Origin of the sequence: Coprococcus sp. RTP21204st1_G4_RTP21204_210225 (genome assembly GCF_040915385.1) — a bacterium.
In the GTDB taxonomy this organism is placed as follows: Bacteria; Bacillota; Clostridia; order Lachnospirales; family Lachnospiraceae; genus Allocoprococcus; species Allocoprococcus comes.
In genome coordinates this window covers 35,050-60,894 of the sequence record NZ_JBCPDP010000007.1, presented here as the reverse complement: position 1 = coordinate 60,894, position 25,845 = coordinate 35,050, and the positions used below count along the sequence as shown (strand labels likewise).

Annotated in this window: 23 protein-coding genes; 5 read left to right on the top strand and 18 right to left on the bottom strand. The window is 43.7% G+C overall.

Annotated elements, in window-relative coordinates; genetic code table 11:
* Positions 1–53: 53 nt before the first annotated feature.
* The 4 genes from clpP to AB5213_RS08490 form a co-directional block, all read right to left on the bottom strand.
* Entirely contained in the window at positions 54–638 is a 585-nt protein-coding gene (gene clpP / locus AB5213_RS08505; protein ID WP_008374523.1) for an ATP-dependent Clp endopeptidase proteolytic subunit ClpP, read from the bottom strand.
* A 40-nt stretch (positions 639–678) separates the two neighbouring features.
* A complete protein-coding gene (gene tig / locus AB5213_RS08500; protein WP_055246719.1) occupies positions 679–1,965 on the bottom strand; it encodes a trigger factor in 1,287 nt (428 codons plus the stop codon).
* Between the two features lie 83 nt (positions 1,966–2,048).
* Positions 2,049–2,729 (bottom strand): hypothetical protein, encoded by a 681-nt coding sequence (locus AB5213_RS08495; RefSeq protein WP_055246721.1) that lies wholly within the window; start codon positions 2,727–2,729, stop codon positions 2,049–2,051.
* Positions 2,719–3,282 carry a DJ-1 family glyoxalase III gene (locus AB5213_RS08490; protein ID WP_242856252.1) on the bottom strand — a complete coding sequence of 188 codons (564 nt, stop codon included), beginning with the start codon at positions 3,280–3,282 and terminating at the stop codon, positions 2,719–2,721. Before AB5213_RS08490 ends, AB5213_RS08495 begins: the two co-directional genes overlap by 11 nt.
* A gap of 120 nt (positions 3,283–3,402) precedes the next feature.
* Here AB5213_RS08490 and AB5213_RS08485 point away from each other — a divergent pair, with 120 nt between their 5' ends.
* Positions 3,403–3,852, top strand: coding sequence for a CYTH domain-containing protein (locus tag AB5213_RS08485; protein WP_055246723.1), 450 nt, complete (start codon positions 3,403–3,405; stop codon positions 3,850–3,852).
* A gap of 68 nt (positions 3,853–3,920) precedes the next feature.
* Here AB5213_RS08485 and AB5213_RS08480 read toward each other — a convergent pair whose 3' ends face one another.
* The 11 genes from AB5213_RS08480 to AB5213_RS08430 all read right to left on the bottom strand — a co-directional run bounded on the left by AB5213_RS08480 (position 3,921) and on the right by AB5213_RS08430 (position 16,361).
* Positions 3,921–5,129, bottom strand: coding sequence for an aspartate kinase (locus AB5213_RS08480; protein ID WP_055246725.1), 1,209 nt, complete (start codon positions 5,127–5,129; stop codon positions 3,921–3,923).
* Positions 5,130–5,155: 26 nt separating this feature from the next.
* On the bottom strand, positions 5,156–6,373 hold the full coding sequence (locus AB5213_RS08475; protein ID WP_173685486.1) for a homoserine dehydrogenase: 1,218 nt from the start codon (positions 6,371–6,373) through the stop codon (positions 5,156–5,158).
* Between the two features lie 8 nt (positions 6,374–6,381).
* Positions 6,382–6,822, bottom strand: a complete 441-nt coding sequence (locus tag AB5213_RS08470; protein WP_008374505.1) for an ACT domain-containing protein — start codon at positions 6,820–6,822, stop codon at positions 6,382–6,384.
* A protein-coding gene (gene prfB / locus AB5213_RS08465) for a peptide chain release factor 2 (RefSeq protein WP_117556961.1) occupies positions 6,815–7,925 on the bottom strand; the annotation gives its coding sequence in 2 pieces (ribosomal slippage) (positions 6,815–7,849 and positions 7,851–7,925; 1,110 coding nt in all). Before prfB ends, AB5213_RS08470 begins: the two co-directional genes overlap by 8 nt.
* Positions 7,926–7,975: 50 nt before the next feature.
* Complete coding sequence (gene secA, locus AB5213_RS08460) at positions 7,976–10,543, bottom strand: preprotein translocase subunit SecA (RefSeq protein ID WP_022220283.1); 2,568 nt, start codon at positions 10,541–10,543, stop codon at positions 7,976–7,978.
* A 115-nt stretch (positions 10,544–10,658) separates the two neighbouring features.
* Positions 10,659–11,432, bottom strand: a complete 774-nt coding sequence (gene hisA / locus AB5213_RS08455) for a phosphoribosylformimino-5-aminoimidazole carboxamide ribotide isomerase (RefSeq protein WP_175305766.1) — start codon at positions 11,430–11,432, stop codon at positions 10,659–10,661.
* Between the two features lie 126 nt (positions 11,433–11,558).
* Positions 11,559–11,831 carry a hypothetical protein gene (locus AB5213_RS08450; protein ID WP_055156975.1) on the bottom strand — a complete coding sequence of 91 codons (273 nt, stop codon included), beginning with the start codon at positions 11,829–11,831 and terminating at the stop codon, positions 11,559–11,561.
* A gap of 73 nt (positions 11,832–11,904) precedes the next feature.
* A complete protein-coding gene (locus AB5213_RS08445) occupies positions 11,905–13,857 on the bottom strand; it encodes a fructose-1,6-bisphosphatase (protein ID WP_215634601.1) in 1,953 nt (650 codons plus the stop codon).
* A gap of 34 nt (positions 13,858–13,891) precedes the next feature.
* Complete coding sequence (dapB, locus tag AB5213_RS08440; RefSeq protein WP_022220287.1) at positions 13,892–14,650, bottom strand: 4-hydroxy-tetrahydrodipicolinate reductase; 759 nt, start codon at positions 14,648–14,650, stop codon at positions 13,892–13,894.
* Between the two features lie 119 nt (positions 14,651–14,769).
* Complete coding sequence (gene dapA, locus AB5213_RS08435) at positions 14,770–15,660, bottom strand: 4-hydroxy-tetrahydrodipicolinate synthase (RefSeq protein ID WP_008374488.1); 891 nt, start codon at positions 15,658–15,660, stop codon at positions 14,770–14,772.
* Between the two features lie 56 nt (positions 15,661–15,716).
* Positions 15,717–16,361, bottom strand: coding sequence for a single-stranded DNA-binding protein (locus AB5213_RS08430; protein WP_008374486.1), 645 nt, complete (start codon positions 16,359–16,361; stop codon positions 15,717–15,719).
* Between the two features lie 218 nt (positions 16,362–16,579).
* Here AB5213_RS08430 and typA point away from each other — a divergent pair, with 218 nt between their 5' ends.
* From typA to raiA, 3 genes are all read left to right on the top strand, one after another.
* Positions 16,580–18,406, top strand: a complete 1,827-nt coding sequence (typA, locus tag AB5213_RS08425; RefSeq protein ID WP_008374484.1) for a translational GTPase TypA — start codon at positions 16,580–16,582, stop codon at positions 18,404–18,406.
* 78 nt (positions 18,407–18,484) lie between these two features.
* Complete coding sequence (locus AB5213_RS08420) at positions 18,485–19,096, top strand: transporter (RefSeq protein WP_008374483.1); 612 nt, start codon at positions 18,485–18,487, stop codon at positions 19,094–19,096.
* Positions 19,097–19,304: 208 nt separating this feature from the next.
* Complete coding sequence (raiA, locus tag AB5213_RS08415; protein WP_022220288.1) at positions 19,305–19,841, top strand: ribosome-associated translation inhibitor RaiA; 537 nt, start codon at positions 19,305–19,307, stop codon at positions 19,839–19,841.
* A gap of 114 nt (positions 19,842–19,955) precedes the next feature.
* On the opposite strand, the gene AB5213_RS08410 is transcribed toward raiA, so the two are convergent.
* Complete coding sequence (locus tag AB5213_RS08410) at positions 19,956–20,612, bottom strand: YigZ family protein (RefSeq protein WP_008374480.1); 657 nt, start codon at positions 20,610–20,612, stop codon at positions 19,956–19,958.
* Between the two features lie 216 nt (positions 20,613–20,828).
* Here AB5213_RS08410 and AB5213_RS08405 point away from each other — a divergent pair, with 216 nt between their 5' ends.
* Positions 20,829–23,489, top strand: a complete 2,661-nt coding sequence (locus AB5213_RS08405) for a transglycosylase domain-containing protein (RefSeq protein ID WP_368276598.1) — start codon at positions 20,829–20,831, stop codon at positions 23,487–23,489.
* Between the two features lie 85 nt (positions 23,490–23,574).
* Here AB5213_RS08405 and AB5213_RS08400 read toward each other — a convergent pair whose 3' ends face one another.
* Together AB5213_RS08400 and AB5213_RS08395 are read right to left on the bottom strand one after the other, a co-directional pair.
* Entirely contained in the window at positions 23,575–24,732 is a 1,158-nt protein-coding gene (locus AB5213_RS08400; RefSeq protein ID WP_008374474.1) for an amidohydrolase family protein, read from the bottom strand.
* Entirely contained in the window at positions 24,732–25,802 is a 1,071-nt protein-coding gene (locus AB5213_RS08395; RefSeq protein ID WP_195502346.1) for an amidohydrolase family protein, read from the bottom strand. The genes AB5213_RS08400 and AB5213_RS08395 overlap by 1 nt, the downstream gene beginning before the upstream one ends.
* Between the last annotated feature and the right edge of the window lie 43 nt (positions 25,803–25,845).

The window sequence follows — 25,845 nt, the reverse complement described above, 5'->3', positions numbered from 1 at the left end:
GCACTTTTTTACACGTAAAGGGAATGTCCCAATAAGGACATTCCCTTTTCCCGTTAACGGCTTGTAATAACCTTATCAATCAATCCATATGCCAAAGCTTCTTCGGCAGTCTTCCAGTTATCTCTTTCCGTATCTGCACAAATTGTCTCATAACTCTGACCTGTATTTGCAGCCATCAATCTGTTCATTCTTTCTCTGATCTTCAGAATATGCTGTGCATTGATCTCAATCTCGGTTGCCTGACCCTGTGCACCGCCTGAAGGCTGGTGAATCATGATCTCTGCATTCGGAAGGGCATATCTCTTTCCCTTTGCTCCGCCTGCGAGAAGGAAGGCTCCCATACTTGCAGCCATTCCCATACACATCGTAGAGACGTCACATTTGATGTAATTCATAGTGTCGTAGATCGACATACCTGCTGAAATCGATCCGCCAGGACTGTTAATATAAAATTGGATATCCTTTTCCGGATCTTCTGCTTCCAGAAACAGCAGCTGCGCTACGATCAGGCTCGCTGATGCATCATTCACTTCGGTATCCAGGAAAATGATTCTATCTTTTAAAAGTCTTGAATAAATGTCGTAAGAGCGTTCTCCACGGCTTGTCTGTTCAACGACATAAGGTACTAAACTACTCATGTAACACTCCTCCTGCTATATTAAAGTACAAAACAGATACTTATTTTTCTACGGCATTGTCAACTACAAATGTAATTGCTTCCTGAACTGCCATATCCTGCTTCATCTGTTCTTTTTCTTTGTCACCCATAAAGCTCTTAAGCTTGTCAGCTTCCATCTGGTAAGCTTCTGCCATCTTAGCGATCTCTTCGTCTAATTTTTCATCTGTGATTTCGATGTTTTCTGCTTTTGCAATTGCTTCAAGAACAAGTCTTGTCTTGATTCTCTTCTCAGCCTGCGGACGAAGTTCATCCATCATCTTATCAGCTGTCATGCCTGTGAACTGCATATACTGGTCAAGAGTCAGTCCCTGCTGCTGCATTCTCTGAGCGAATTCATCAAGCATCTGTCTTGCCTGTGTATCAACCATAGCTTCCGGAAGATCCATCTTAGCTGATTCGATGATCGCATCTACAGCTGCATCTTCCTGTGCTCTCTTGCCATCGTTTACTTTCTGCTCTTTGATCTTAGCTTTGATATCAGCTTTTAATTCATCAAGAGTATCGAATTCTGATACTTCTGAAGCAAATTCATCATCAAGCTCCGGAAGTTCTTTTGCTTTGATCTCATGAACTGTGCATTTGAATACAGCTTCTTTTCCTTTGAGGTCTTCTGCATGGTAATCTTCCGGGAATGTAACCTTAACTTCAACTTCTTTTTCCGGTTCTGCACCGATCAGCTGTTCTTCAAATCCCGGAATGAAAGATCCTGAACCGATTGTCAGCGGATAGTTTTCTCCTTTTCCACCTTCAAAAGCTTCTCCGTCTACAAATCCTTCAAAATCAAGGACAACTTCGTCTTTATCCTGTACCGGACGTCCTTCTACTGTGATTGTTCTTGCGTTCTTAAGCTGTTCTTCCTCAAGCTTAGCGTCGATTTCTTTCTGTGTTACGCGGTTAGAATATTTCGGAACTTCGATTCCTTTGTATTCGCCAAGTTCTACTTCCGGCTTTGTAGCTACTTCAGCTGTGAAGATGAACGGTTTTCCTTTTTCGATCTGTGTTACATCGATCTTCGGCTGAGATACGATCTCAAGTCCGCTTTCATCGTATGCTTTTGAATATGCTTCCGGAATCAGAGCGTTTGCTGCATCATCATAGAAGATTTCCGGTCCGTACATCTTTTCGATGAGCTGGCGCGGAACTTTTCCTTTACGGAATCCAGGAACATTAATTCTGCTTTTCTGTTTCTGGTATGCTTTCTGAAGTGCTCCTTCTAATTCTTCTGCTGAAACTTCGATTGTGAGTTTCGCCATATTGTGTTCTAACTGTTCAACTTGTAAACTCATTACCATTTCCTCCTAAATTTACATATGCAAAAAGTCGACAGACTTATCTACATTACAATCATTTTACAAGTATAGCACAACTTCTACAGTTTATCAAGCTCTAAAATTCGTTCTATAAAGCCATTTAATTCCTCATCACCGATCGACCAGGTATTCCGCCCTTTTTGCGTCACGGTAAAGGTATATTCCTGCTTCTCTCCATACTGCATATCAAGATAAGAACTTCTTAAAAGACTGTATGCACCGGTCATGTAATCCAGCACCATTGCCTCTTTGATTTCTTCATCTGTTCCACTGTACTTTCCTGCATCTTTGTCTGCCTGGATCTTCTCGGACTCTTCCTTCAGCTTCGGCATGAAGCGGGTAAATACATCCACCGGCTGGTACTTTACCGTCACCTCACAGGTCTTACTCCCCGTCTTTTTTACACCACTTACCTGATAACGGGCGGAACTAAAGATCTCTTTAATCAATACACCATATGTCTCAGAAAAGTCATTTTCCGTCTCCACACCATTTAGCAGACAGTCCTGGACAAAAGCATTGATCCCGTTCTCATAGACCTTTTTCAGATCACTGTCTGATGCTCCGAGGATTTCTTTTGCTTCCTGGGTTTGTCCCTGAAAAGTCAGATCCAGGTTCGCCTGCACATATTTTTCCGCCTTTCCTTCATTGATCCCACATCCGGCAAGCAGTGTAGTCAAAAGCAGCACTGCCAGAAACACACTGCCTGCTTTTCTCTTTTTCCAGAAACTACCGTTCATAGACTACCTGCTTTGAAATGGTATCTGCGCTTTCTTTATCCCGCAGCTCGCTGATCAGCGCAAGTGCAAAATCGATCGCGGTTCCAAGTCCCCGGCTGGTTGTGATATGTCCATCTGTCACTGCCGGCTGACAGGTAACTTCCGCTCCGATAAGTCCTTCTTCCATTCCCGGATAGCAGATTGCCTTCTTTCCTTTCAGGATTCCCATTCCGCCAAATACGGTCGGTGCCGCACAGATTGCAGCCAGATATTTTTTTTCTTCATTATGTTTTAGGATCAGCTCTTCAAGACCTTTGTGTTCTTTTAAATGGATTGTTCCCGGCATCCCCCCCGGAAGCACCAGCATCTTCACCTCTGAAAAATCTGTATTTTCAAACAAGCTGTCTGCTTTTACTATAATTCCGTGTGCCCCCTTGATTTCTTCCTGTCCCATGATGGAAACGGTTCTGGTCTCGATCCCGGCTCTTCTTAAAAGATCAACGACCGTAAGACCTTCAATCTCTTCAAATCCATCTGCAAGAAATACACATACTTCATTCATAATCTTGTCCATCCTTTCTTTTTCCTGATGTTCCCCATTGTAACAGAAGCCTGCAAAAATGGCAACTTTCTGCCTTGTCTCCCCTGAAAAACTCCGCTATACTGTTAATGAATGTATAAGGAGGGCTTTCCCATGGAAATCGAACGCAAATATCTGATTCATAAGCTTCCGGATCACCTTGAAGCTTATCCGCACCGCACACTTGAGCAGGCTTATCTATGCACCGAACCGGTTGTCCGTGTCCGCAGAGATGCTGATGACTACATCCTGACCTACAAATCCAAAGGTCTGATGATGCGTGAAGAACATAATCTTCCTCTTACCGAGGAAGCCTACTGCCATCTGCGCGAAAAGGCAGACGGGCGCATTATCACAAAAGAACGCTACTGCATCCCTTACGAAGATCATCTCACGATCGAGCTTGACGTCTTCGCCGGTGATCTCTCCCCTCTTCTCCTTGCCGAAGTCGAATTTTCTTCCGAAGAAGAGGCAAATTCCTTTACCCCGCCGGACTGGTTTGGTGAGGATGTCACCTTTTCCAGCAAATATCATAACAGTACACTGAGTCAGAAAAAGGATTGAGAAATTTCCCAATCCTTTTTTCTTTCGCAAATGCGCCATCCGGTACATTTGCGACCACATTCTTTTTATTAGTCTTCCAGACCAAATCCGTCATGGATTGCAACCAGTGCACGGTCTGCATCTTTTTCATCGATCAGAACCGTGATACGGATCTCTGATGTAGAAATCATATTGATATTGATATTGGAATTGCTCAGTGACTCAAACATGGTCGCAGCAACGCCCGGATTGCTGAGCATTCCAGCTCCTACGATCGATACCTTTGCAACTTTTTCGTTATAATTCATCTCTTTGATCGTAAGGGCTTCTTTTCTGGCTTCCATAACTTCCATTGCCTCTTTAAGATCATCCTGTGATACAGTAAACGTAATGTCTTTTGTTCCGTCACGTCCAACTGACTGAAGAATAATATCTACGTTAATATTATGCTTTGCAAGTGTATTGAAAATCTTAAACGCAGTACCTGGTTTGTCTTCTACACCCATTACTGAAATTCTCGCTGTATTTTTATCTGCCGCAACGCCGGTAATTAACATTTTTTCCACCTTTGCTACCTCCTTGACCAGGGTTCCTTCTTCTGTGTTCAGGCTGGAACGTACAACCAGCTCAACCCCGTATTTTTTCGCCATCTCTACAGAACGATTATGTAAAACCTTTGCCCCTGATGTTGCAAGCTCCAGCATCTCATCGTAGGTGATCTCTTCGATTTTGCGTGCATTCGGTACCACTCTCGGGTCTGCAGTGTAAACACCGTCTACGTCTGTATAAATCTCGCATTTGTCTGCATGCATTGCAGCCGCAAGTGCCACAGCTGTCGTATCGGATCCACCTCTTCCAAGTGTGGTATAGTCTCCATAATGGTTGACTCCCTGGAATCCGGTTACGATCACGATCTTACGGTTCTCCAGTTCGTGGGTGATACGGTCTGTATCCACTCTTTTAAATCTTGCATTTCCGTTCCGCGCCGTAGAATGCATCTTTACCTGGAATGCATTCAGCGAGATTGCCGGAACATTCAAAAACTGAAGTGCCATTGCCATCAGTGCCACAGATGCCTGCTCTCCCGTGGTAAGGAGCATATCAAGTTCTCGTTTTGATGGATACGGATTGATCTCGGCTGCCTTCTCAAGCAGTTCATCTGTTGTATCTCCCATTGCAGAGAGAACAACAATCACATCATTCCCCATCTGATACTCTTCTGCGCAGCGTCTTGCCACATTAAAGATCCTCTCTTTATCTGCAACTGAACTGCCGCCAAATTTCTTAACTACCAGCATAATTTCCTCCTACAGTTCCTGCATTTTTAGACTTCTTCTTCTACTCTTATCATATGCAGGATTTCCGGATAAGCTTTTGCTTTTTCCTCGTATTCTCCCTCGGTCATCACCGGTGTGACAAAACCGAATTCTCCATTGACCCCTGCCTCTACAAATCTTACTTCACCAAAATCATTGCCGATTCGTTCTTTGAACGCATCCTCATTTCCAAGGATTCGCACCAGGAACTTCTTACTGGTCTTGCTTCTGTCTTCCAATGTAAGCTTTTCTTCGCTCCAGAAATTCATGATATCTCTGCCCTGATTCTGTACAACTGCCACAATGTCAGCCACAACCGCACTTGCAGTCGGAAGCTTTCCTGCCCCACTTCCGTAGAACATCGCATCTCCCAGCATATTCCCCTTTACAAATACGGCATTAAATACACCATTCACACTGTAAAGCGGATGTTCTGCATGAAGAAGCACCGGTGCAACTCCCGCATAAAGAGTTCCGTCCACATGCTTACATTCAGCAAGAAGTTTGATATTCATTCCCAGAGCCTTTGCATACTGCATATCTTCTGTTGTGATCTTTGTAATACCTTCGGTATAAATTTCTTCAAAATCCACATATTTTCCTGAGATGATCGATGCAAGGATCGCGATCTTCCGGCATGCATCCTGTCCTTCCACATCAGCAGTCGGATCTGCCTCTGCAAATCCATTCTTCTGTGCTTCACGGAGAACCTCTTCATAGTTCGCTCCCTCGTAGAACATCCTGGTCATCATGTAATTGGTTGTTCCGTTCAGGATTCCTGCGATTTCTTCGATCTCATCACCTGTCAGGGATGATCCAAGTGCCCGGAGGATTGGAATCCCCCCTCCCACACTTGCTTCAAAAAGGAAATTCACATTCTTTTCCCGTGCTGTTTTAAGAAGTGCGGATCCATGCTTGGCAACCAACGCCTTATTGGATGTCACAACACTTTTTCCTGCTTCCAGTGCTTTTCTGACAAAGGTATTCGCCGGTTCCACACCGCCCATCACTTCTACTACAATTCCAATCTCCGGATCATTCAGGATAATCTCATAATCATGAACAATCTTTTCCTGGATCTTATCTCCCGGGAAATTTCTCAGATCCAACACATATTTTACTTCAATTTCTTCTTTTGCCCGTGACGCGATCAGCTTCTGATTTACATCCAGAACCTCTACCACACCAGAACCTACGGTACCATAACCCAATACTGCAATCTTCATCTTTTTGTCTACTCCCTGCCTACGATTTTCAAATAATGCACACCTGAATGCTGTTCAATCTCTTCCACCATCTCCGACAGATTCTTCGTTGTCTGCAACACCTCCACACTGAGCGTCAGTGTTGCCACCCCGTTGATTGGAATACTCTGGTGAATCGTCAGGATATTCGCCTGATACCTTGCCACCGCGTTTAAAAGCTCTGCCATAACCCCCGGTGTATCATCAAGCTGAATAACCATCGTAACAGTCCTTCCTTTTTCATTTTCGTGAAATGGGAAAATATCATCCTTATATTTATAGAAAGAACTTCTGCTGATACCGATCTCTTCTGTCGCTTCCTGAATAGTCATTCCACGTCTGGTTGCGAGCAGTCTCTTTGTCTCGACAACCTTTATGAGCACCTCCGGCACTGCTTTTTTCTTTACCACATAGTACTTTGTATTATCCATTGTTACTCCTCTGTTTCAGATAAGCATTGATAAATGGATCCAGCTCCCCATCCAGAACTGCGCTTACATTTCCGGTCTCTTCACCGGTACGGTGATCCTTGACCAGATTGTAAGGATGTAAAATATAGGATCGGATCTGGCTTCCAAAATTGATATCCTGAACTTCCCCCCGGATGCCGGATACCTTTTCTTCCTGCTCCTGCTTTTTCAAAAGATACAGCTTGGCTTTCAACATCTGCATCGCTTTGTCCTTATTAAAAAGCTGCGAACGTTCATTCTGGCACTGCACTACGATTCCTGTCGGAAGATGCGTGATCCGCACCGCAGACGAAGTCTTGTTGATATGCTGTCCTCCGGCTCCGCTCGAACGGTAGGTATCGATCCGCAGGTCATCGTCATTCAGCTCAATGTCAATATCATCTTCAATATCCGGTATCACATCACAGGATGCAAAAGATGTCTGCCTCTTGCCTGCTGAATTGAACGGAGAAATACGCACCAGACGGTGCACTCCCTTTTCTGACTGAAAATAGCCATATGCATTATCTCCCGTTACTTCAAACGTGATTCCTTTCAGTCCGGTAATATCTCCGTCCTGATAGTCCAGCACGGTTATCTGAAATCCTTTTGACTGTGCATATCTTGTATACATACGATACAGCATATTTGCCCAGTCACAGCTGTCTGTTCCTCCGGCTCCTGCATGCAGTGTCACGATTGCATTGCAGGAATCATATTCTCCCGAAAGAAGCGTCCGGATCCTGAGATCTTCAAATTCTTTTTCAAATTTAGCGATCTCACGCTGGATCTCTTTGATCATCTCCCGGTCTTCTTCCTCTTCCGTAAGTTCAATCAGTGCATTGATATCTTCATATGAACTTTCCAGATCCCGGACCTCCTTCACACAGTCCTGCATTTTCCGGAGTTCTTTCATGATCCTCTGCGAAAGCTCTGTCTTGTCCCAGAACCCCGGTTCTTCTATCTTTCTTTCCAGCTCTTCAATCCGTTTTTCTTTGCCTGCCAGGTCAAAGTGAATCCCTCATTTCCTTCAGGGGTTCTTCATACGCATTTAATGTCTGCTTAAATCCGTCTAATTCAACCACTGTATCACCTCAAATCTCATAAAATTATATAAAAATCCAAACAATCGTATTTATTTTCTTCCACAGCACTGTTTGTATTTCTTGCCGCTTCCACACGGGCATGGATCATTTGGATATATCTTTTTCTCGGCACGTACCTTTGGACCCTTTGCAACACTGTCATCTTTATTGGTACCGGTTACCTTTGCAACCTGTTCTCTTTCAACCTTCTGTTCTACATTGACATGGAAGAGAAGTCTGACTGTATCCACTTCGATTGCACGTGTCATTTCACCGAACATATCATATCCGATCATCTTGTATTCAACCAGAGGATCTCTCTGTCCGTAAGCCTGCAGACCGATTCCCTGACGTAACTGATCCATATCATCAATGTGATCCATCCATTTTGCATCGATCACACGCAGAAGGAACACACGCTCCACCTCACGCAGATGCTCTGCTTCCGGGAACTGTGCTTCTTTTTCTTCGTATGCTTTTGCAGCACGTTCTTTCAGGAGATGCTTGATCTCTTTTGGCTCTTTATCCTTTGCATCCTCCTCCGTAACCGGCGGAAGCGTTGGAATCACATCCAGAAGGTCACGGTTCATTGCTCCAAGATCCCATTCTTCAAAATCCTGTTCCTCAGAAAGATTGGCATCGACAGTATTTTCCACAAAGTCTGTGATCATATGGAAGATAGAATCTCTCATATTCTCACCGTCAAGGACTCTGCGTCTTTCATCGTAGATGATCTCTCTCTGTTCGTTCATTACCTGGTCATATTCAAGCAGGTTCTTACGAATACCAAAGTTATTGCTCTCAATCTTCTTCTGAGCCTTCTCAATCGCACTTGAAAGCATCTTGTGCTCGATCTGTTCTCCTTCTTCTACTCCAAGCTTGGTAAATACATCCATCAGTCTCTCGGAACCGAACAGACGCATCAGGTCATCCTCCAGAGAAATATAGAATCTGGATTCTCCCGGATCGCCCTGACGTCCGGCACGTCCACGCAACTGGTTGTCAATACGACGGGACTCATGACGTTCTGTACCGATGATCTTCAGTCCGCCGGCTGCTCTTGATTCTTCATCAAGCTTGATATCCGTACCACGGCCTGCCATGTTGGTTGCGATCGTAACAGCCCCATGCTGTCCTGCCTGTGCAACGATCTCAGCCTCCAGTTCATGGAACTTGGCATTCAGTACATTATGTTTTACGCCGCGTTTACTGAGCATCTTACTGAGGAGCTCGGAAGTTTCGATCGTGATCGTACCAACCAGAACCGGCTGTTCTTTTTCATGCGCTTCACAGATTGCATCAATAACTGCGTTAAATTTCTCTTTCTTTGATTTGTAAACGGCATCCTCCAGGTCAATTCTCTGTACCGGAACATTCGTCGGAATCTCAATAACGTCCATTCCGTAAATATCACGGAACTCCTGTTCCTCTGTGAGGGCTGTACCTGTCATACCGGATTTCTTCTCATATTTATTAAACAAATTCTGGAATGTAATGGTAGCCAGAGTCTTACTTTCTCTCTTGACCTTTACATGCTCTTTTGCTTCGATTGCCTGATGAAGTCCGTCAGAATAACGGCGTCCCGGCATGATACGTCCGGTAAATTCATCAACGATCAGGACCTCATCATCTTTTACTACATAATCCTGGTCACGGAACATCAGATTATGTGCACGCAGTGCCAGAATGATGTTGTGCTGGATCTCCAGGTTCTCCGGGTCAGCAAGGTTCTCAATATGGAAGAACTTCTCAACCTTCTTCACACCCTCTTCGGTCAGGTTGATATTCTTTTCTTTTTCATTGACAATGAAGTCTCCGGTCTCTTCGATTTCTTCTCCCATAATGGCGTTCATCTTAGAAAATTCCCCGCTTGCTTCACCTCTCTCCAGCTGTCTTGCCAGAACATCACATGCTTCGTAAAGTCTGGTTGACTTTCCGCTCTGTCCGGAAATGATAAGCGGTGTTCTCGCTTCATCGATCAGAACTGAGTCAACCTCATCGATAAGTGCATATTTCATACCGCGCTGTACCAGCTGTTCTTTGTAGATAACCATGTTATCACGGAGGTAATCGAAACCAAGTTCATTATTCGTCACATAAGTGATATCGCAATTATACGCTGCACGTCGTTCATCATTATCCATCTGGTTCAGAACAACTCCAACAGTCAGTCCCAGGAATTCATGAACCTTTCCCATCCACTCAGCATCACGCTTTGCCAGATAGTCGTTAACTGTTACAATATGCACCCCTTCTCCGGTCAGTGCATTTAAGTATGCCGGCAGTGTAGATACAAGTGTTTTACCTTCACCGGTCTTCATCTCGGCAATACGGCCCTGATGCAGGATGATACCCCCGATCATCTGTACACGGTAGTGGCGCATTCCAAGTACACGGACAGCTGCCTCTCTTACAACAGCAAATGCTTCCGGAAGAAGATCGTCCAGTGTCTCTCCTTTTGCAAGCCTCTCCTTGAATTCTTTCGTCTTTTCTTTCAATTCCTCATCGGAGAGCTTCTGCATCTCCGGCTCCAGCGCATCAATATGATCCACGATCGGGTAGATTCGCTTCAATTCATGTTCGCTGTGCGTTCCAAATATCTTTTCAATAATTCCCATTTTATTAAGCTCCTTATATTCCTTGCTTATCACTTCTGTCTGAAGTGTTTTGCTTTTTTCCGCTATAGATAGACAGTATCCATTGTAGCACCATTTCTTTTATTCTTCAATCAGTTTATTTCACCGGTTCTGTCAGCTCGGCATACGGAATCTTACCGCCAAAAAGATCCAGTGCACTGCCGATCGTATAGTCCAGCTTTTCCCCGCTGATCCGTGCAAACTCCCGCAGATCCTCCATGCTTCCAATTCCACCGGCATAGGTAATCGGAAGTCCGTTCCACGCCGCAAGCATCCTGACCAGATCCTCCTCTGTACCAGATGCTTTTCCTTCTACATCAACCCCGTGAACCAGAAATTCATCACACCATCCGGACAGCTCTTCCAGGACCTCCGGTATCAGTCTGAGCTCGGTAAATGTCTGCCATCTGTTGGTTACAATATAATAACTGTTCTCGCGCCTCCGGCAGCTGAGATCCAGTACCAGATGCTCTTTCCCTACTGCCTTTTTCAGCCGGTCCAGCCGGTCATACCGCACCTGTCCATCCTGAAATACATAGGATGTAACTATCACATGACTTGCCCCTTTCTCCAGATACTCTGCAGCATTTTCTGCAGTAATTCCTCCGCCGATCTGCATTCCGCCCGGATAGGCATGTAATGCTTTCAGTGCCTGTGCCTTTGTCGCATCATAGTATTCCGATGCCGGCGGATTCAGCAAAATAATGTGTCCTCCGGTAAGTCCATCTTTCTTATACATTGTCGCATAATAATCTGCATCCTGTCTGGATATGTAATTTTCTACCGCTGCATTTCCCGCATCTTTCAGGCTGCCACCCACAATCTGCTTGACTGCACCGTTATGAATATCTATACATGGTCGAAATTTCATGAAGTCCTCCGCTTTTTCTGTTGATCTCGTCTTTACATACCGTCATATTGTATCACACCCACGGACATTTTACTACCTTTTGTCTGTAAAAAAGGCAAGACTTTTCCGCAAAGTCTTGCCTTTTCCCTATTCCTGACCATCTATTGTATGATTATCATTTACATTCCGGTCCTCTGTCCTGTTTCTGGTCATATCATCGACTCCGTCTTCCACATCATCTACTGCATCCTCAACACCATCTCCGATATCGTTTGTGACATCATTTACCGTTCCATTCTGATTCGTCCCACCGGTATTCGTATCCGGATTTGCAGCGTTATCACCATTTCCACACGCCGTAATTCCTCCCATCAGCATCACACAGGTAAAAACCAGAACCATTCTTCTTAGATATTGCATGTTGTAATTCTCCTTTTTCTGTAAAATACTTGTACTATTACTATCCGCAGAAAAAGGATTTTTATACTTATTTTTAAATTTTTTCGATGATCTGACCACTTCTGTAAGCGTCCAGCAATGACTCCAGATCCGCGATCCGTTCCTTCAGTACTTTTCCAACATCAGTATCTCCTACCGTCTTGCGTTCGAGTGTCCGTTTTACGATCACACTGTCCGAATGGATATCTCTTTCTTTTTCAATAGCTGCCTCCGTCGATTCAAACGGATCATGCGCCGCAAGGATCAGTCCATAGGAATTATAGATCAGCGTGTATCCTGCAATTCCGGTTTCTTTCTGGTACGCTTTTGAAAATCCGCCATCAATAACAAGCACTTTTCCACCACATTTGACCGGATTCTCTCCATTTTTCGTTTTCACCGGAACATGTCCGTTGATGATATGGGAAATTTCTCTGTCCAGGCCAAATTCATCCAGAATTCCGTTCATCACATTTTCATCTTCAAGAAGAAGATAATACGCATTTTTTTTCTCTTTCCACAGCTCCTTTTCTGCAAGGAAATAACGCTCAAAGGTCGCCATTTTATCTTTGCCGAAAAGAGGAGAATTCGCACCCTGCCAGATATACCACATCAGGTCACGCCCTTTTTTCTTTTCATCCGGATCTACCGCAAAAAATCCTTTTCTCACATAGGACTCCATCACATCATAAAGTGTCCTTCCCTGATAGCTTTTACCGTATATCTTTACCTTTCTGAGTGATCCGTCATCATTCAGTGGAACACAGCCGTGATACAGCAGATTGGAATTGTAAATCTTGTAAAGACTTCCTTTGTTCAAAAGAAAACGCATATGCCGCTGCAATTTTTCACAGCTCTGGAACGCTTTCACCAGGCGGTTCATAATCTCTTCTTCTTCAGCTGAAAGCTGATATGGATTCTTCGGATCTATGGTCGGAAAATAATCATCCAGAAGCTGATAGATTTTTCCTCCTATCGTTATAGTCCCTTCCTCGTAGTTGATCTTATCCAGAAAGTTTCTTCTCTGGAAACCAAATTCCGGATAAAGCTCTGCTGCCTGTCCTTCTACTTTGAACTGGATAACAGAAATTGCCTTGTGCATTTTCATATTCAGTTCCAGCTCCTGTGGTTTGCAGTTGTCCTGCCCTTTTAATAAAAAGCATTCACAGGGATCTTTTGCATACTGTTTCCATGCGAAAGTTGCAAGTGGAAGCAGATTAATCCCATATCCATCCTCCAGAATATCCAGATTCCCATAGCGGGCACAGATACGGATTACATTCGCAATACAGCATTTCTGCCCCGCTGCCGCTCCCATCCACAGGATATCATGATTCCCCCACTGGATGTCCACCGAATGATACTCCATCAGCTTGTCCATGATCAGATGCGGTCCCGGACCTCTGTCGTAAATATCACCGACAATATGCAGGTGATCCACAACCAGACGCTGGATCAGTTCACATAAGGCTACAATAAATTCCTCCGCTCTTCCGATCTGGATAATTGTACTGATGATCGAATTATAATATGATTCCTTATCTGTCATTCCTGACTTTTCTGTGATCAGTTCCTCGATCACATATGCAAAATCCTTCGGGAGTGCTTTTCTGACCTTCGATCTGGTATATTTGCTCGCCGAACGTTTTGCTACCTCGATCAGACGGTACAGCATGATCTTGTACCAGTCATCCATATTCTGTTCTTCTTCCCGGATCCGCTCCATCTTCTCCCGTGGATAGTAGATCAAGGTTGCCAGTGTCTGCTTGTCCCGGCTGCTCATTGTGTTTGCAAATACATCATCGACCTTGCGTTTTACCGAACCCGATCCGTTCTTCAGCACATGTGCAAACGCTTCATATTCTCCGTGAATATCCGTCAGAAAATGTTCCGTTCCTTTTGGAAGATTCACGATTGCCTGTAAGTTAATAATTTCTGTGGACGCAGCTGCGATTGATGGAAATAATTCCGACAGCCCTTCCAGATATTTCTCCTCTAATGCTTTCATAACTTCCTCCCTCTTGTATAAAAGCTTTTTCTGCTTACAGTCCGATCACATCACTCATATCGTACATTCCTGCCGGTTTTCCAGCCAGGAATTTGGCAGCTTCAACTGCACCTTTTCCAAAAATTGCTTTTGAATATGCAGTGTGGTGGAATTCGATCACTTCATCTGCCCCCGCAAAGATGACGTCATGCTGTCCAACGATCGTACCTCCACGTACTGCAACGATCCCGATTTCGTTTTTCTCACGTTTTTTTCGTTCATGGCTGCGGTCATAATTGTATACATACTGGTCAGCCATCGCTTCATTAATCGAATCTGCAAGTGCGATCGCTGTTCCACTTGGAGCATCAACTTTCTGATTATGATGTTTTTCTACAATTTCAATATCAAAGCCTGCCGGAGCAAGAACCTTTGCTGCATCCTTTAAAAGCTTCATCAGAAGATTGACTCCCAGTGACATGTTTGCAGAACGGAGAACCGCAACTTTTTCTCCTGCTTCTTTCACCTTTGCAAGCTGTTCCTCAGAAAGTCCTGTTGTGCAAAGAACAACCGGAAGAGTTTTCTCCACACATACATCCAGGAGCTCATCAACTGCTGCTGCGTTTGAGAAATCAATCACAACATCTGCCTGCACATCACACTCTGCAAGGCTTGTAAATACCGGGTACGGATTCTCGATTCCGGTGAATTTATCAATACCTGCCACGATCTCGATCACATCATCCTCCTTTACAAGTCCCGAGATCACCTGTCCCATTTTTCCGTTACATCCATGCATAATTGCCTTAACCATTTTGTATTCCTCCTTGTTATCTCCATTTTCTTGTGTATCTTTTCACAAATTCCTGTATAGCACAAAAGGAACTGATGGATACTCCAGTCAGTCCCTTTTCTCTATAATCTGACCCTTTATTATGCCAGTTTAATTCCAAATGCTTCCAGTTCTTTTGCAAGCTGTGCTGTATGTGCTTCTGTCATCTCTGTCAAAGGCATACGCAGAGGACCTGCCTGCCATCCCATCAGATTTAAAGCCTTTTTAACCGGAATCGGATTCACTTCACAGAATAACTTCTCGATCAGCGGAATCGCATCCAGCTGCATCTTACAGCTTCCCTTGACATCTCCTTCAAAGAACTTTGCACAGATGTCATGTGTATACTGCGGAGCCACGTTCGCAAGAACTGAGATGACACCCTTTCCTCCAACAGAAAGGAGCGGTACGATCTGGTCATCATTGCCTGAATACAGATCGATCTTGCCATCTGTCAGCTGCATGATCTTTGAAATCTGGGAAATATTGCCTGATGCTTCTTTTACCGCAACAATATTCTCTATATTTTTATGTAAAGCTGCAACTGTCTCCGGAGCAATATTCACACCGGTACGGCTCGCCACACTGTAAAGGATGATTGGTGCTTTTGCTTCTTTTGCAACAGCGGTATAATGTGCGATCAGTCCGTCCTGTGTACATTTGTTATAATATGGTGTTACAAGCAGCAGTCCGTCTGCACCGTCTTCTACTGCCTCTTTTGACATCTGGATCGTTGTGTAGGTACTGTTGGAACCGGTACCTGCGATCACCGGGATTCTTCCCTTGACACGCTCGATCGCAAATTTGATGCATTCCATGTGCTCTTCTTCTGATAAAGTAGAGGATTCACCTGTTGTTCCGCAGATGATAATACTGTCGGTCCCATGTGTACAATGGTAGTCCAGCATTTCATCCAGTTTGTCATAATTTATACTCTCGTCCTCATGAAACGGCGTTACAAGTGCCACTCCTGATCCTGTAAATATAGCCATAATATTCCTCCTGACATGTTGCTTTATGATACTAAACGATCAAATCAAGTTTAGCATTAAATGCAGGCACTGTCAATCAGAGTCTTTTCCAGTTTACTGACCGAAACTTCATAAGCAACCCTCTTTTCTGTCTCGGTATCTGAAATCCGTTTTACATATTCCCTGCTCTGGATCCTTCCCAGAAGCTGTACATGCTCTCCCACTTCAAAGCCGGAGGCATATCTTGCATTTCTCCCCCAGCAGATACATGGAATGTAATCAGATTTTCCATATGGGCGGTTAACCGCAAGCAAAAGATCTGCGATCTCCCTTCCAAGCGGTGTCTTCCGGTAGATCGGTTCCTTGCAGATATAGCCATCCAGCCAGATACTGTTGGTCTTTGTCCCGTCAGGTTCTTCTTCCATAAAAGAAATCTCCCGTACAAATACGGATAATACCAGACGGTTTTTCTGCTCTTCATGCCGATTGTAAGAGCGGAACTGTCCGTGCACCATAATATACTCTCCGGTATAATCCTGTGTCACGTCGATCAGCCTCTCTGAGATCATCAGCGGAATACGGTCTTCTGAATTGCTCAGTCTTTTCACTTCTACCTCTACCATATAAAAGCCTTCTCCGAAGACCTCATGGCTGAATGAAAATTCAGTTGCTACCTTTCCCATGATCGTTACCTGGTTATTTTCAATAATCTTATCTGACATAATAATGTAAATCTCCTTCCTCTTCGCAGGCGTATTTTACCGCGTTCTTACTCTTGATCACTATCTAATCTATGAAGCTTTTCCAGTTTTTAGAACAAAAAGTAACCTCTTTTTTTGCAGAAAGTCAAATTTTTTTCTTTCTACTTGTAAATTTTTCAAAATGTGATAAACTATACGGGTTGTAACTTTAAATAGGTAATAAGAAGGGTTTTGAGAATATGAAGACAAAACGTGAAGACATTAGAAATATTGCTATCATCGCCCATGTTGATCATGGTAAAACAACATTAGTAGATGAACTTTTAAAACAGAGCGGTGTTTTCCGTGAAAATCAGGAAGTAGCCGAACGAGTAATGGATTCCAACGATATCGAACGTGAACGTGGAATTACCATTCTTTCCAAAAACACTGCAGTTGTTTATAAAAATACAAAGATCAATATCATTGACACTCCTGGACATGCCGATTTCGGCGGAGAAGTAGAACGTGTCCTTAAGATGGTCAATGGAGTGGTTCTTCTGGTTGACGCTTTTGAAGGTGCCATGCCACAGACCAAATTTGTTTTGAAAAAAGCTCTTGCACTGAAGCTCCCGGTTATCGTATGTATCAACAAGATCGACCGTCCGGAAGCACGTCCGGATGAAGTTATCGATGAAGTTCTTGAACTTCTCATCGATCTGGGCGCATCTGACGAACAGCTTGACTGCCCGTTCCTTTTTGCTTCTGCAAGAGACGGATATGCAACTTACAATATCGACGATGAACCGAAAGACATGGTTCCTCTGTTTGAGACCATCCTGGATTACATCCCGGCTCCGGAAGGAGATCCTGATGCAGGTACACAAATGCTGATCAGTACCATCGATTACAATGAATACGTTGGCCGTATCGGTGTTGGAAAAGTCGATAACGGAACGATTTCTGTCAACCAGGATGTAGTTGTTGTAAACCATCATGATCCGGACAAACAGAAAAAAGTAAAGATCAGCAAATTATATGAATTTGACGGTCTGAATAAAGTAGAAGTAAAAGAAGCAGGCATCGGTTCTATCGTTGCAATCTCCGGTATTGCAGATATTTCCATCGGTGATACGATCTGTTCGCCGGACAATCCGGTTCCGATCGAATTCCAGAAGATTTCCGAGCCTACGATCGCAATGCAGTTCGTTGTCAACGACAGTCCGTTTGCAGGACAGGAGGGTAAATTCGTCACTTCCCGTCACCTCCGTGACCGTCTGTTCCGTGAACTGAATACAGACGTCAGCCTTCGTGTTGAAGAGACAGACAACACAGACAGCTTCAAGGTATCCGGACGTGGAGAGCTTCATCTTTCCGTCCTCGTTGAAAACATGCGTCGTGAAGGTTATGAATTCGCAGTCAGCAAAGCCGAAGTTCTTTACAAAAAAGACGAAAACGGCAAGCAGCTCGAGCCAATGGAAACCGTATACATTGATGTACCGGATGAATTTACAGGTATAGTTATTGATAAATTAAGCCAGAGAAAAGGCGAACTCCGCAACATGGGAATGTCTAATGGCGGATACACCCGTCTTGAATTCTCCATCCCGTCAAGAGGTCTGATCGGTTATCGTGGAGAATTCCTGACCGATACAAAAGGTAACGGTATCATGAACACAGCCTTTGACTGCTACGCTCCGTATAAAGGAGATATCCAGTACAGAAGCCAGGGATCCCTGATCGCCTTCGAGACAGGTGAAGCTGTAGCTTACGGTCTGTTCAACGCACAGGATCGTGGAACACTCTTCATCGGACCTGGTGAAAAGGTTTACTCCGGTATGGTAATCGGTCAGAATGCGAAGACAGATGATATCGAACTGAATGTATGTAAGACCAAACACCTTACCAATACCCGTTCTTCAAGTGCTGATGAAGCCTTAAAGCTTACTCCGCCGAGAATCCTCAGTCTGGAAGAAGCACTTGATTTCATCGATACCGATGAACTTCTGGAAGTCACACCGAAGAGCCTGCGTATCCGTAAAAAGATTCTGGATCCGAAACTCCGTAAGAGAAGCAATTTCCAGTAAAAAACTATAGATTTTTCTTTACACTTCCCCCTTGTATCCGTTACAATCTTTGTATACAACGAACAAGGGGGATTTTTTATGAAAAAATACTTAAACGCAGCACTCCATAAGCTGACCGTACTTCTGGAATTTATCATTTCATTCGTTCTGGCTGCCGGAATCATCATTCTGCTTGTCCAGCTGATCCTGTCCATGCCAAATGTTCCGGATCTGAATATTTATCCAAATTACGAAGACCTGGTAGAAACCTGTTTCAATCTGATCATTGGTGTCGAGCTGATCCGTATGCTTTATCAGCACAAGCCTTCCACTGTGTTTGAGGTGCTGTTATTTGCCATCGCCAGACAGGTGATCATGGCACATAATAATCCGGTATCCAGCCTGATCGGTGTGATCTCCATCGCACTTTTATTTGCAACCAGAAAGTTCCTTTTTATTGAATTTGATGAATCTGAAAAAATCATTTTCCGTGCTACTACAAAAGCACGGATTGTAAACAGCATCCTGCACGTCCATATTCCGTATGAAGATGAACAAACCTTATATGACGTGATCACTAAAAGATTTGAACAGGAAAAAACAGAAATTGGTGTTGGTGCAAGTACATTCTTCGACAATTTTGGTCTGCGCGTTGCCAAAATGCATAACGGCAAGATCAGTCGTATCGAAGTAATCCGCTCCATACATTGACAGAATTTTCTGATAATTCAGTTTTCTTTACAGAATTTTAATAATTTTTTTGCATTTACCATTGCATCTCTCCCCTATGATAGAGTATAATGTAGCTATAGCCGGAAGGATATAAAAACTATCTATACATCCTGCCGGTCAAGCTCTTATAGATGCACTTATCTCCGTACATACTATGAGAAATATGAGAAAAAAGGAGTTGAGCTGTATGAATTTTATCATTAGCGGAAGAAACATTGACATCACACCTGGTCTCAGACAGGCTGTAGAACAGAAATTAGGAAAACTGGAAAAGTATTTTACTCCTGAAACTGACATTATCGTTACACTCAGTGTAGAAAAAGAACGTCAGAAAATCGAAGTTACGATCCCTGTAAAAGGAAACATTATCCGTTCCGAGCAGGAAAGCAGCGATATGTATGTATCCATTGATCTCGTAGAAGAAATTATCGAGCGTCAGCTCAGAAAGTATAAAACCAAACTGATTGCAAAACAGCAGGGCGGACATGATTTCCGTCAGGAATTTATTGAATCCGATACTTCGGCAGCAGAGTCAGACGAGATTGAGATCGTCCGTACCAAACGTTTCGGCATCAAACCAATGTTCCCGGAGGATGCCTGCATTCAGATGGAACTTCTCGGACATAACTTCTACGTATTCAGCAATGCTGAGACAGACGAAGTCAATGTCGTATATAAGAGAAAGAATGGAACCTACGGTCTGATCGAACCGGAATTCCAGTAAACCAATAAGCTCATACAGAGAACCTGCTGTCTGCAGTTCCTCCTGTATACTAAGACATTAAAACCCCTATACAGAACGGATTCTCCGTTCTGTATAGGGGTTCTTTTTCCTGTTCTATTCCTCAAAAACCAGGATTTCTTTTCCATCCTCCGCAAAATAGCAGCTGTCTCCTTTTTCGATCACAGCCTGTCCATTTGTTCCCTCTGTAATCTCGGAAACCACACATTGCTCCTGATCATAAGGCAGAATCACTTTCATCAGCACTTTATCCGTATACTGTGTATCCTGCACACTGATCTGCCGTTGTCCGAGGATATACTGGATCTTCCCAAGTCCGGTATAATCCGTTCCAATCTCATACCGGTAACCCAGGCGCTTTGTGATCACAGTACTTGCCTGAAGACCTTCCTTTACTGCTCCCTGATAAGCCCGCACCAGACCACCTGTTCCCAGAAGCGTCCCGCCAAAATACCTGGTCACAACAACCGCCGTATCGTGAAGCCCTTCCCCTGTAAGCACATCCAGCATCGGTTTTCCTGCTGTACCTGCAGGCTCCCCGTCATCACTACATCTCAGAGTTGGATTTGTTACACCGATCACATAAGCAAAACAGTTATGTCTTGCGTCCCAGTATTTTTTCTTCACTTCTTCTATAAATGCCAGTACTTCTTCTTCTGAGTGTACCGGTCTTACCGTTGCGATAAAACGGGATTTCTTTTCAACAATTTCCCCTTCTCCTCCCCGGTATACTGTTTTGTATTCTTCCTGCATGTCTGCGTTTTTCCCTTCATTTTCCTTATATTTTCACTATTCCCAGTATACAAATCTATTTCTTCAGATGCAAGAAAATTACAAAAATGTTACAATTTCCCTATATTTCCGAAATTTTTCTTAATTTTGTAAAATGGAACATTGAAGTTTTCAATTTTTCCTTTATTTAGATTATCAAGTTTGATATAATATTGCAATATGAAGGAGGAAGCATTCATGAATTATGGAAAGCGAAAAGCTTCTAAAAAACAAAAACGCATAACATCGAAAAAGAATATGCACAAAAAGAAACTGGGCGTTCGCCTTTTTAAAGGTTTTCTATTATGTATCTTTGTCTGCTGTATCCTCGCAGCGATCGGAGGTGGCTTTATCATCAAGCATGTGATTGATAATGCACCTGAGATTACAGCTGACAGCATCAAACCACAGGGTTATACGTCCACCGCACTTGCAGATGACGGCACGACAACAATAGCCGAATTCACCGGTGCAGGTGCCAACCGTGTATATAAGACGATTGATCAGATCCCGGAGGATCTGCAGCATGCATTCGTCGCAATCGAAGACTCCCGTTTTTACAAGCATAACGGTGTTGATATCCAAGGTATTATCCGTGCTTTTGTTGTTGGTATCACTCATGGTGGCAACTTCTCTGAAGGAGCCAGTACCATTACCCAGCAGCTGATCAAGAACAATGTCTTCCCTGACTTTGTAAATGAAAGCACTTTTGAAGAAAAGCTGGAACGTAAGATCCAGGAACAGTATCTCGCAATTCAGGTTGAAAAGCAGCTTGATAAAGATTCAATCCTTGAAAGCTACCTGAACACGATCAACCTTGGTCAGGACTGTCTGGGAGTACAGTCAGCCGCACAGAGATATTTTAATAAGGATGTCAATGAACTTAACCTTTCCGAATCTGCAACCATCGCTGCAATCACACAGAATCCGGGAAGATACAATCCGATCACCAATCCGGAAGACAACGCAACCCGCCGCAAAAAAGTTCTGGATAATATGCTCGATCAGGGCTGGATCGACCAGGCTGCCCATGATGAGGCACTGGCAGATGACGTATATTCCAGAATTCAGAACGTAAATACACGGATCGAAGAGACCAACACCGTCAACTCTTATTTTGTTGATGCCCTGTCTGAGCAGCTGATCGAAGATCTCACCTCAGAAGACGGACTTGGATATTCCCAGACACAGGCAGAGAACGCACTGTACAGCGGTGGTCTCACCATTTATTCAACTCAGAATCTTACGATGCAGAACATCTGTGATGAAGAATTGAATGATGACAACAATTATCCGGCCAATATTGACTGGGGTGTTGATTATGCCCTCACAGTCTATCATACTGATGGCTCGGTAGATAACTACAGTGCCGGACACCTGAAACAATTCGGGGCAGATCAGTACGGTGATGATGAAGGACTTCTCTTCGGATCACAGGAAGCTGCGCAGGAAAGAATTGACGCATTCCGTAACAGTCTTCTCCAGGATGGCGAGACCTATGATGAGTACGTCAACCTCTCTCCACAGCCGCAGACTTCACTTACCATCATCGATCAGAAAACAGGGCAGATCAAAGCTCTTGTCGGTGGCCGTGGACAAAAAACAACCAACCGTGGACTGAACCGCGCATACAAGGGTTCTACCCGTAACGCAGGTTCTACATTCAAGATTCTTGCCGTATACGCTCCGGCATTGGACAGCGCAGATCTTACACTTGCTACCACCGAAGTTGATGAAGAATACTACTATCAGCACGACCTGGAACATCATCAGGTTCATAACTGGTGGGGCGATTACTATAAAGGTACCGTAACATACCGTCAGGCGATCGAACAGTCCATGAACATCATTGCGGTAAAGACATTGAATAAGATTGGTATCAATCTTGGTTTTGAATACTGCGAGAAATTTGGTCTTTCCACACTTACCGAAGACGATGCTGTAGAGTCTCTTGCTCTTGGTGGTATTTCCCATGGTGTTTACAACTATGAACTGACAGCAGCCTATGCATCCATTGCAAACGGCGGTATATATAACAAACCATCCCTGTACACAAAGGTATTGGATCATGATGGTAATGTCCTGATCGACAACTCCAATCCGGAAAGCCACACTGTGATCAAAGATACAACTGCAGCACTTCTTACCAACGCCATGCAGGATGTTGTCACAAAGGGTACTGCAACCGATGCACAGCTCAATAATATGCCTGCATCCGGTAAATCCGGTACAACCTCCGACAACCGTGACTTCTGGTTCGAAGGATTTACACCGTATTATACCTGTGGTATCTGGATGGGTTACGATGGTAACCAGGAAATGTCTGAAGGAAGCTGGAACTATCATTTCAAGATCTGGGCTAAGATCATGAACCGGATCGATGAAGCTTTGGGACTAACCTACAAAGACTTCGCGATGCCAGGTTCTCTCGTTCAGAAGAGCGTATGTACAATTTCCGGTAAACTTGCCGGTTCCGGCTGTCCGTCACAGACCGAATGGTTTGATCCGGATACTGTCCCGACCGAGACATGTTCCGGACATGCAAGCAAGTCAACTACCACAAACAGTACAAAAAATTCGAATGACAAATCCGATTCTAATAGTACAACGGGTGGAAACTCCTCCGGTAACTCTACCGGCACTAATGGGGATACTACCGGTGGTACCGGCGGTGATTCCGGCAATACCGGCGGCACTGATTCCGGTAATAATAGTGGCAATTCTGGTAATACCGGTGGCAATTCCGGTAATACCGGTGGCGATTCTGGTAATACCGGTGGCGGCACTGATTCCGGTAATACCGGTGGCGGCACTGATTCCGGCAATACCGGCGGCTCAGATTCTGGCAATGGACAGTAAGAATCTATCATCTAATTAGAATAAAAAGAGATCAGTGAATATTTGAAATTCACTGATCTCTCTTTTTTATCTATCAATCTGGTTTCTATTTCTGATATACGATCTTACCTTCAATCATCGTATAGTATACCATTGCATCGGTATCAAGTCCGAGTTTTCCTTTCATTACAATAATATCTGCATCTTTTCCTTCTTCCAGGCTTCCCAGACGGTCTTCTACGCCCAGCACCTTTGCAGCATTGATCGTAACCGTTCTTACTGCTCTCTCCTGTGCAAGTCCTTCACGCACTGCTTCTCCCACATGATGATACAGGGATTCTTCACTCAGAATCGGTGAATCAGTGATCATCGCCACATTCACCCCTCTGTCATCCAGCATTTTTACAGCTTCCACATCGATTTTTCTACGTTCTCCAGGACTACGGTAAGTTGCAATCGGTCCGTAGCATATATCGCATCCGCTTTCCACGATTTCATCCAGATAATCGGTTGCTCCCCATGCATGTTCTAATGAGAAGTGTACGTTGTATTTTTTCGCAATCTCGATTGCTGTGAGCATATCATACTGTGTACAGTGGATCTTACATGGAATTTCTCCTTTTAAAGCCAGGCAAAGAGCTTCCATATCCGGATCATACTCCACTTCTTTATTCTGTTCTTTGTCTTCCATGTATTTCTTTGCTTTTGCAAAGGTATCATCCAGAACCTTAGCGATTCCCATTCTTGTCATCGGAAGTCTTCTCTGATCTCCGTATGTATTTTTCGGATTACCGCCAAGAGCAATCTTTACAGCACATGGAGATTTGATTGTCATATCAAACACATTGTTTCCATAAGTTTTAAGTGCAAACGGAAGTCCGCAAAATACATTTCCGCTTCCCGGAGTCAGAAGCATGGTTGTGATTCCGTGCTCATAAGCTACTTTAAATTCTCTTGCTTTTGGATTAGTTCCAAAACGTGCATCAACAGAAAGAGTAACCGGATTTGTCATCTCATTGGCATCGTCTACACCCGGATCCACATTGAAATCAAATAATCCGATGTGAGAATGTGCATCGATAAGTCCCGGAAGAACATAATATCCTTCTGCCTCAATGAGCTTATCTCCATCCTCTAAGCAGTCTTCACTGATATGTTCTGCTACTTCTTTGATCTTTGTTCCTTCGACGAGAATATCCCCCTGAAAGATGCCCTTATCCTCTGTCATTGTATACAAAATACCATTTTTGATTAATGTCTGCATTACGATAATACCACCTTTCCATTTATCATACAAAACTGTACGTGTGCCGCATAAGATTTTACAGGATGATCACTGTAAATTGTGATGTCCGCGTCTTTTCCAACTTCGATACTTCCGATCTGATCTGCAACACCAAGCATCTCGGCTGGCTGGATCGTCATCATTTTTACTACATCCTCGGCATCGATTCCTGCACGATATACTTCGATTGCACTCCAGATGAATACTTCTCTACCTTCAGAAGCACCTTTGCATGTGTTTGTAAATGCGATGCGGTTTCCGTTTTCTACCAGTTCTTTTAATCTGGAAAGGTCGATTTCATGTTTGGAAATCTGTGACAGATTGCTGAAATTACCAAAGATAATTCCAACTTTCTTTTCTTTCAGTTCTTCAATCGCATCGCCGAATTCAAATCCATCTACGATTGTAAGCTGGATATCTTCATCTTTCAGAAGCTCCATAAGACACTGAATCTCACCTGCAGTTTCTGCAGCGATGACAAATGGCATCTGATATTTCTTCAAAAGGTCATCTTTTCTGATTGCTTCTTTGAGCAAATGGAAAATTCCCATTCTTGTTTTCGGCATCTGGTTACTTGCACCATATACATCCTTAACGGTTGAGCATACGCTTCCCTTCATTGCTGCGTGCTCTTTTACAATACGGTTTGCCATATGATCCGGAGCTGTCTTACACACTGTAATCTGTCCTCCGATCACATTGCTGTGATCCGGTGAAAATCCAACAGATGTAATTCCTGATTTGTAGAATTCCTGTGCATTCACTTCATCTGGATCAATGGCATACTTCACGCTCAGATCCGGATTGATTACATTTGTAGTTTCTGCATTATCTCTGTAACGAGTCGGAATCCCCATAGCTCCGATAGAAGAATGTGGATCGATGAAACCCGGGAAAACCTGTTTTCCTGTTGCATCGATAATTTCTGCATCTGCTTCGCAGATATTCTTTTCGATTTTCTTAATCTTTTCCCCCTCGATTAAGATATCATAGTTTTCAAGCACTTCACCCGTTCCAGTATGAATGGTTCCATTTTTAATTACATACATAATCATTTCTCCATTTACTTTTATTTTTTTAAATCTAAAGTGC

Coding starts and splice junctions, on each gene's coding strand:
- clpP (WP_008374523.1), bottom strand. CDS start 638: ATGAGTAGTTTAGTACCTTATGTCGTTGAACAGACAAGCCGTGGAGAA.
- tig (WP_055246719.1), bottom strand. CDS start 1,965: ATGAGTTTACAAGTTGAACAGTTAGAACACAATATGGCGAAACTCACA.
- AB5213_RS08495 (WP_055246721.1), bottom strand. CDS start 2,729: ATGAACGGTAGTTTCTGGAAAAAGAGAAAAGCAGGCAGTGTGTTTCTG.
- AB5213_RS08490 (WP_242856252.1), bottom strand. CDS start 3,282: ATGGACAAGATTATGAATGAAGTATGTGTATTTCTTGCAGATGGATTT.
- AB5213_RS08485 (WP_055246723.1), top strand. CDS start 3,403: ATGGAAATCGAACGCAAATATCTGATTCATAAGCTTCCGGATCACCTT.
- AB5213_RS08480 (WP_055246725.1), bottom strand. CDS start 5,129: ATGCTGGTAGTTAAGAAATTTGGCGGCAGTTCAGTTGCAGATAAAGAG.
- AB5213_RS08475 (WP_173685486.1), bottom strand. CDS start 6,373: ATGAAGATTGCAGTATTGGGTTATGGTACCGTAGGTTCTGGTGTGGTA.
- AB5213_RS08470 (WP_008374505.1), bottom strand. CDS start 6,822: ATGGATAATACAAAGTACTATGTGGTAAAGAAAAAAGCAGTGCCGGAG.
- secA (WP_022220283.1), bottom strand. CDS start 10,543: ATGGGAATTATTGAAAAGATATTTGGAACGCACAGCGAACATGAATTG.
- hisA (WP_175305766.1), bottom strand. CDS start 11,432: ATGAAATTTCGACCATGTATAGATATTCATAACGGTGCAGTCAAGCAG.
- AB5213_RS08450 (WP_055156975.1), bottom strand. CDS start 11,831: ATGCAATATCTAAGAAGAATGGTTCTGGTTTTTACCTGTGTGATGCTG.
- AB5213_RS08445 (WP_215634601.1), bottom strand. CDS start 13,857: ATGAAAGCATTAGAGGAGAAATATCTGGAAGGGCTGTCGGAATTATTT.
- dapB (WP_022220287.1), bottom strand. CDS start 14,650: ATGGTTAAGGCAATTATGCATGGATGTAACGGAAAAATGGGACAGGTG.
- dapA (WP_008374488.1), bottom strand. CDS start 15,660: ATGGCTATATTTACAGGATCAGGAGTGGCACTTGTAACGCCGTTTCAT.
- AB5213_RS08430 (WP_008374486.1), bottom strand. CDS start 16,361: ATGTCAGATAAGATTATTGAAAATAACCAGGTAACGATCATGGGAAAG.
- typA (WP_008374484.1), top strand. CDS start 16,580: ATGAAGACAAAACGTGAAGACATTAGAAATATTGCTATCATCGCCCAT.
- AB5213_RS08420 (WP_008374483.1), top strand. CDS start 18,485: ATGAAAAAATACTTAAACGCAGCACTCCATAAGCTGACCGTACTTCTG.
- raiA (WP_022220288.1), top strand. CDS start 19,305: ATGAATTTTATCATTAGCGGAAGAAACATTGACATCACACCTGGTCTC.
- AB5213_RS08410 (WP_008374480.1), bottom strand. CDS start 20,612: ATGCAGGAAGAATACAAAACAGTATACCGGGGAGGAGAAGGGGAAATT.
- AB5213_RS08405 (WP_368276598.1), top strand. CDS start 20,829: ATGAATTATGGAAAGCGAAAAGCTTCTAAAAAACAAAAACGCATAACA.
- AB5213_RS08400 (WP_008374474.1), bottom strand. CDS start 24,732: ATGCAGACATTAATCAAAAATGGTATTTTGTATACAATGACAGAGGAT.
- AB5213_RS08395 (WP_195502346.1), bottom strand. CDS start 25,802: ATGTATGTAATTAAAAATGGAACCATTCATACTGGAACGGGTGAAGTG.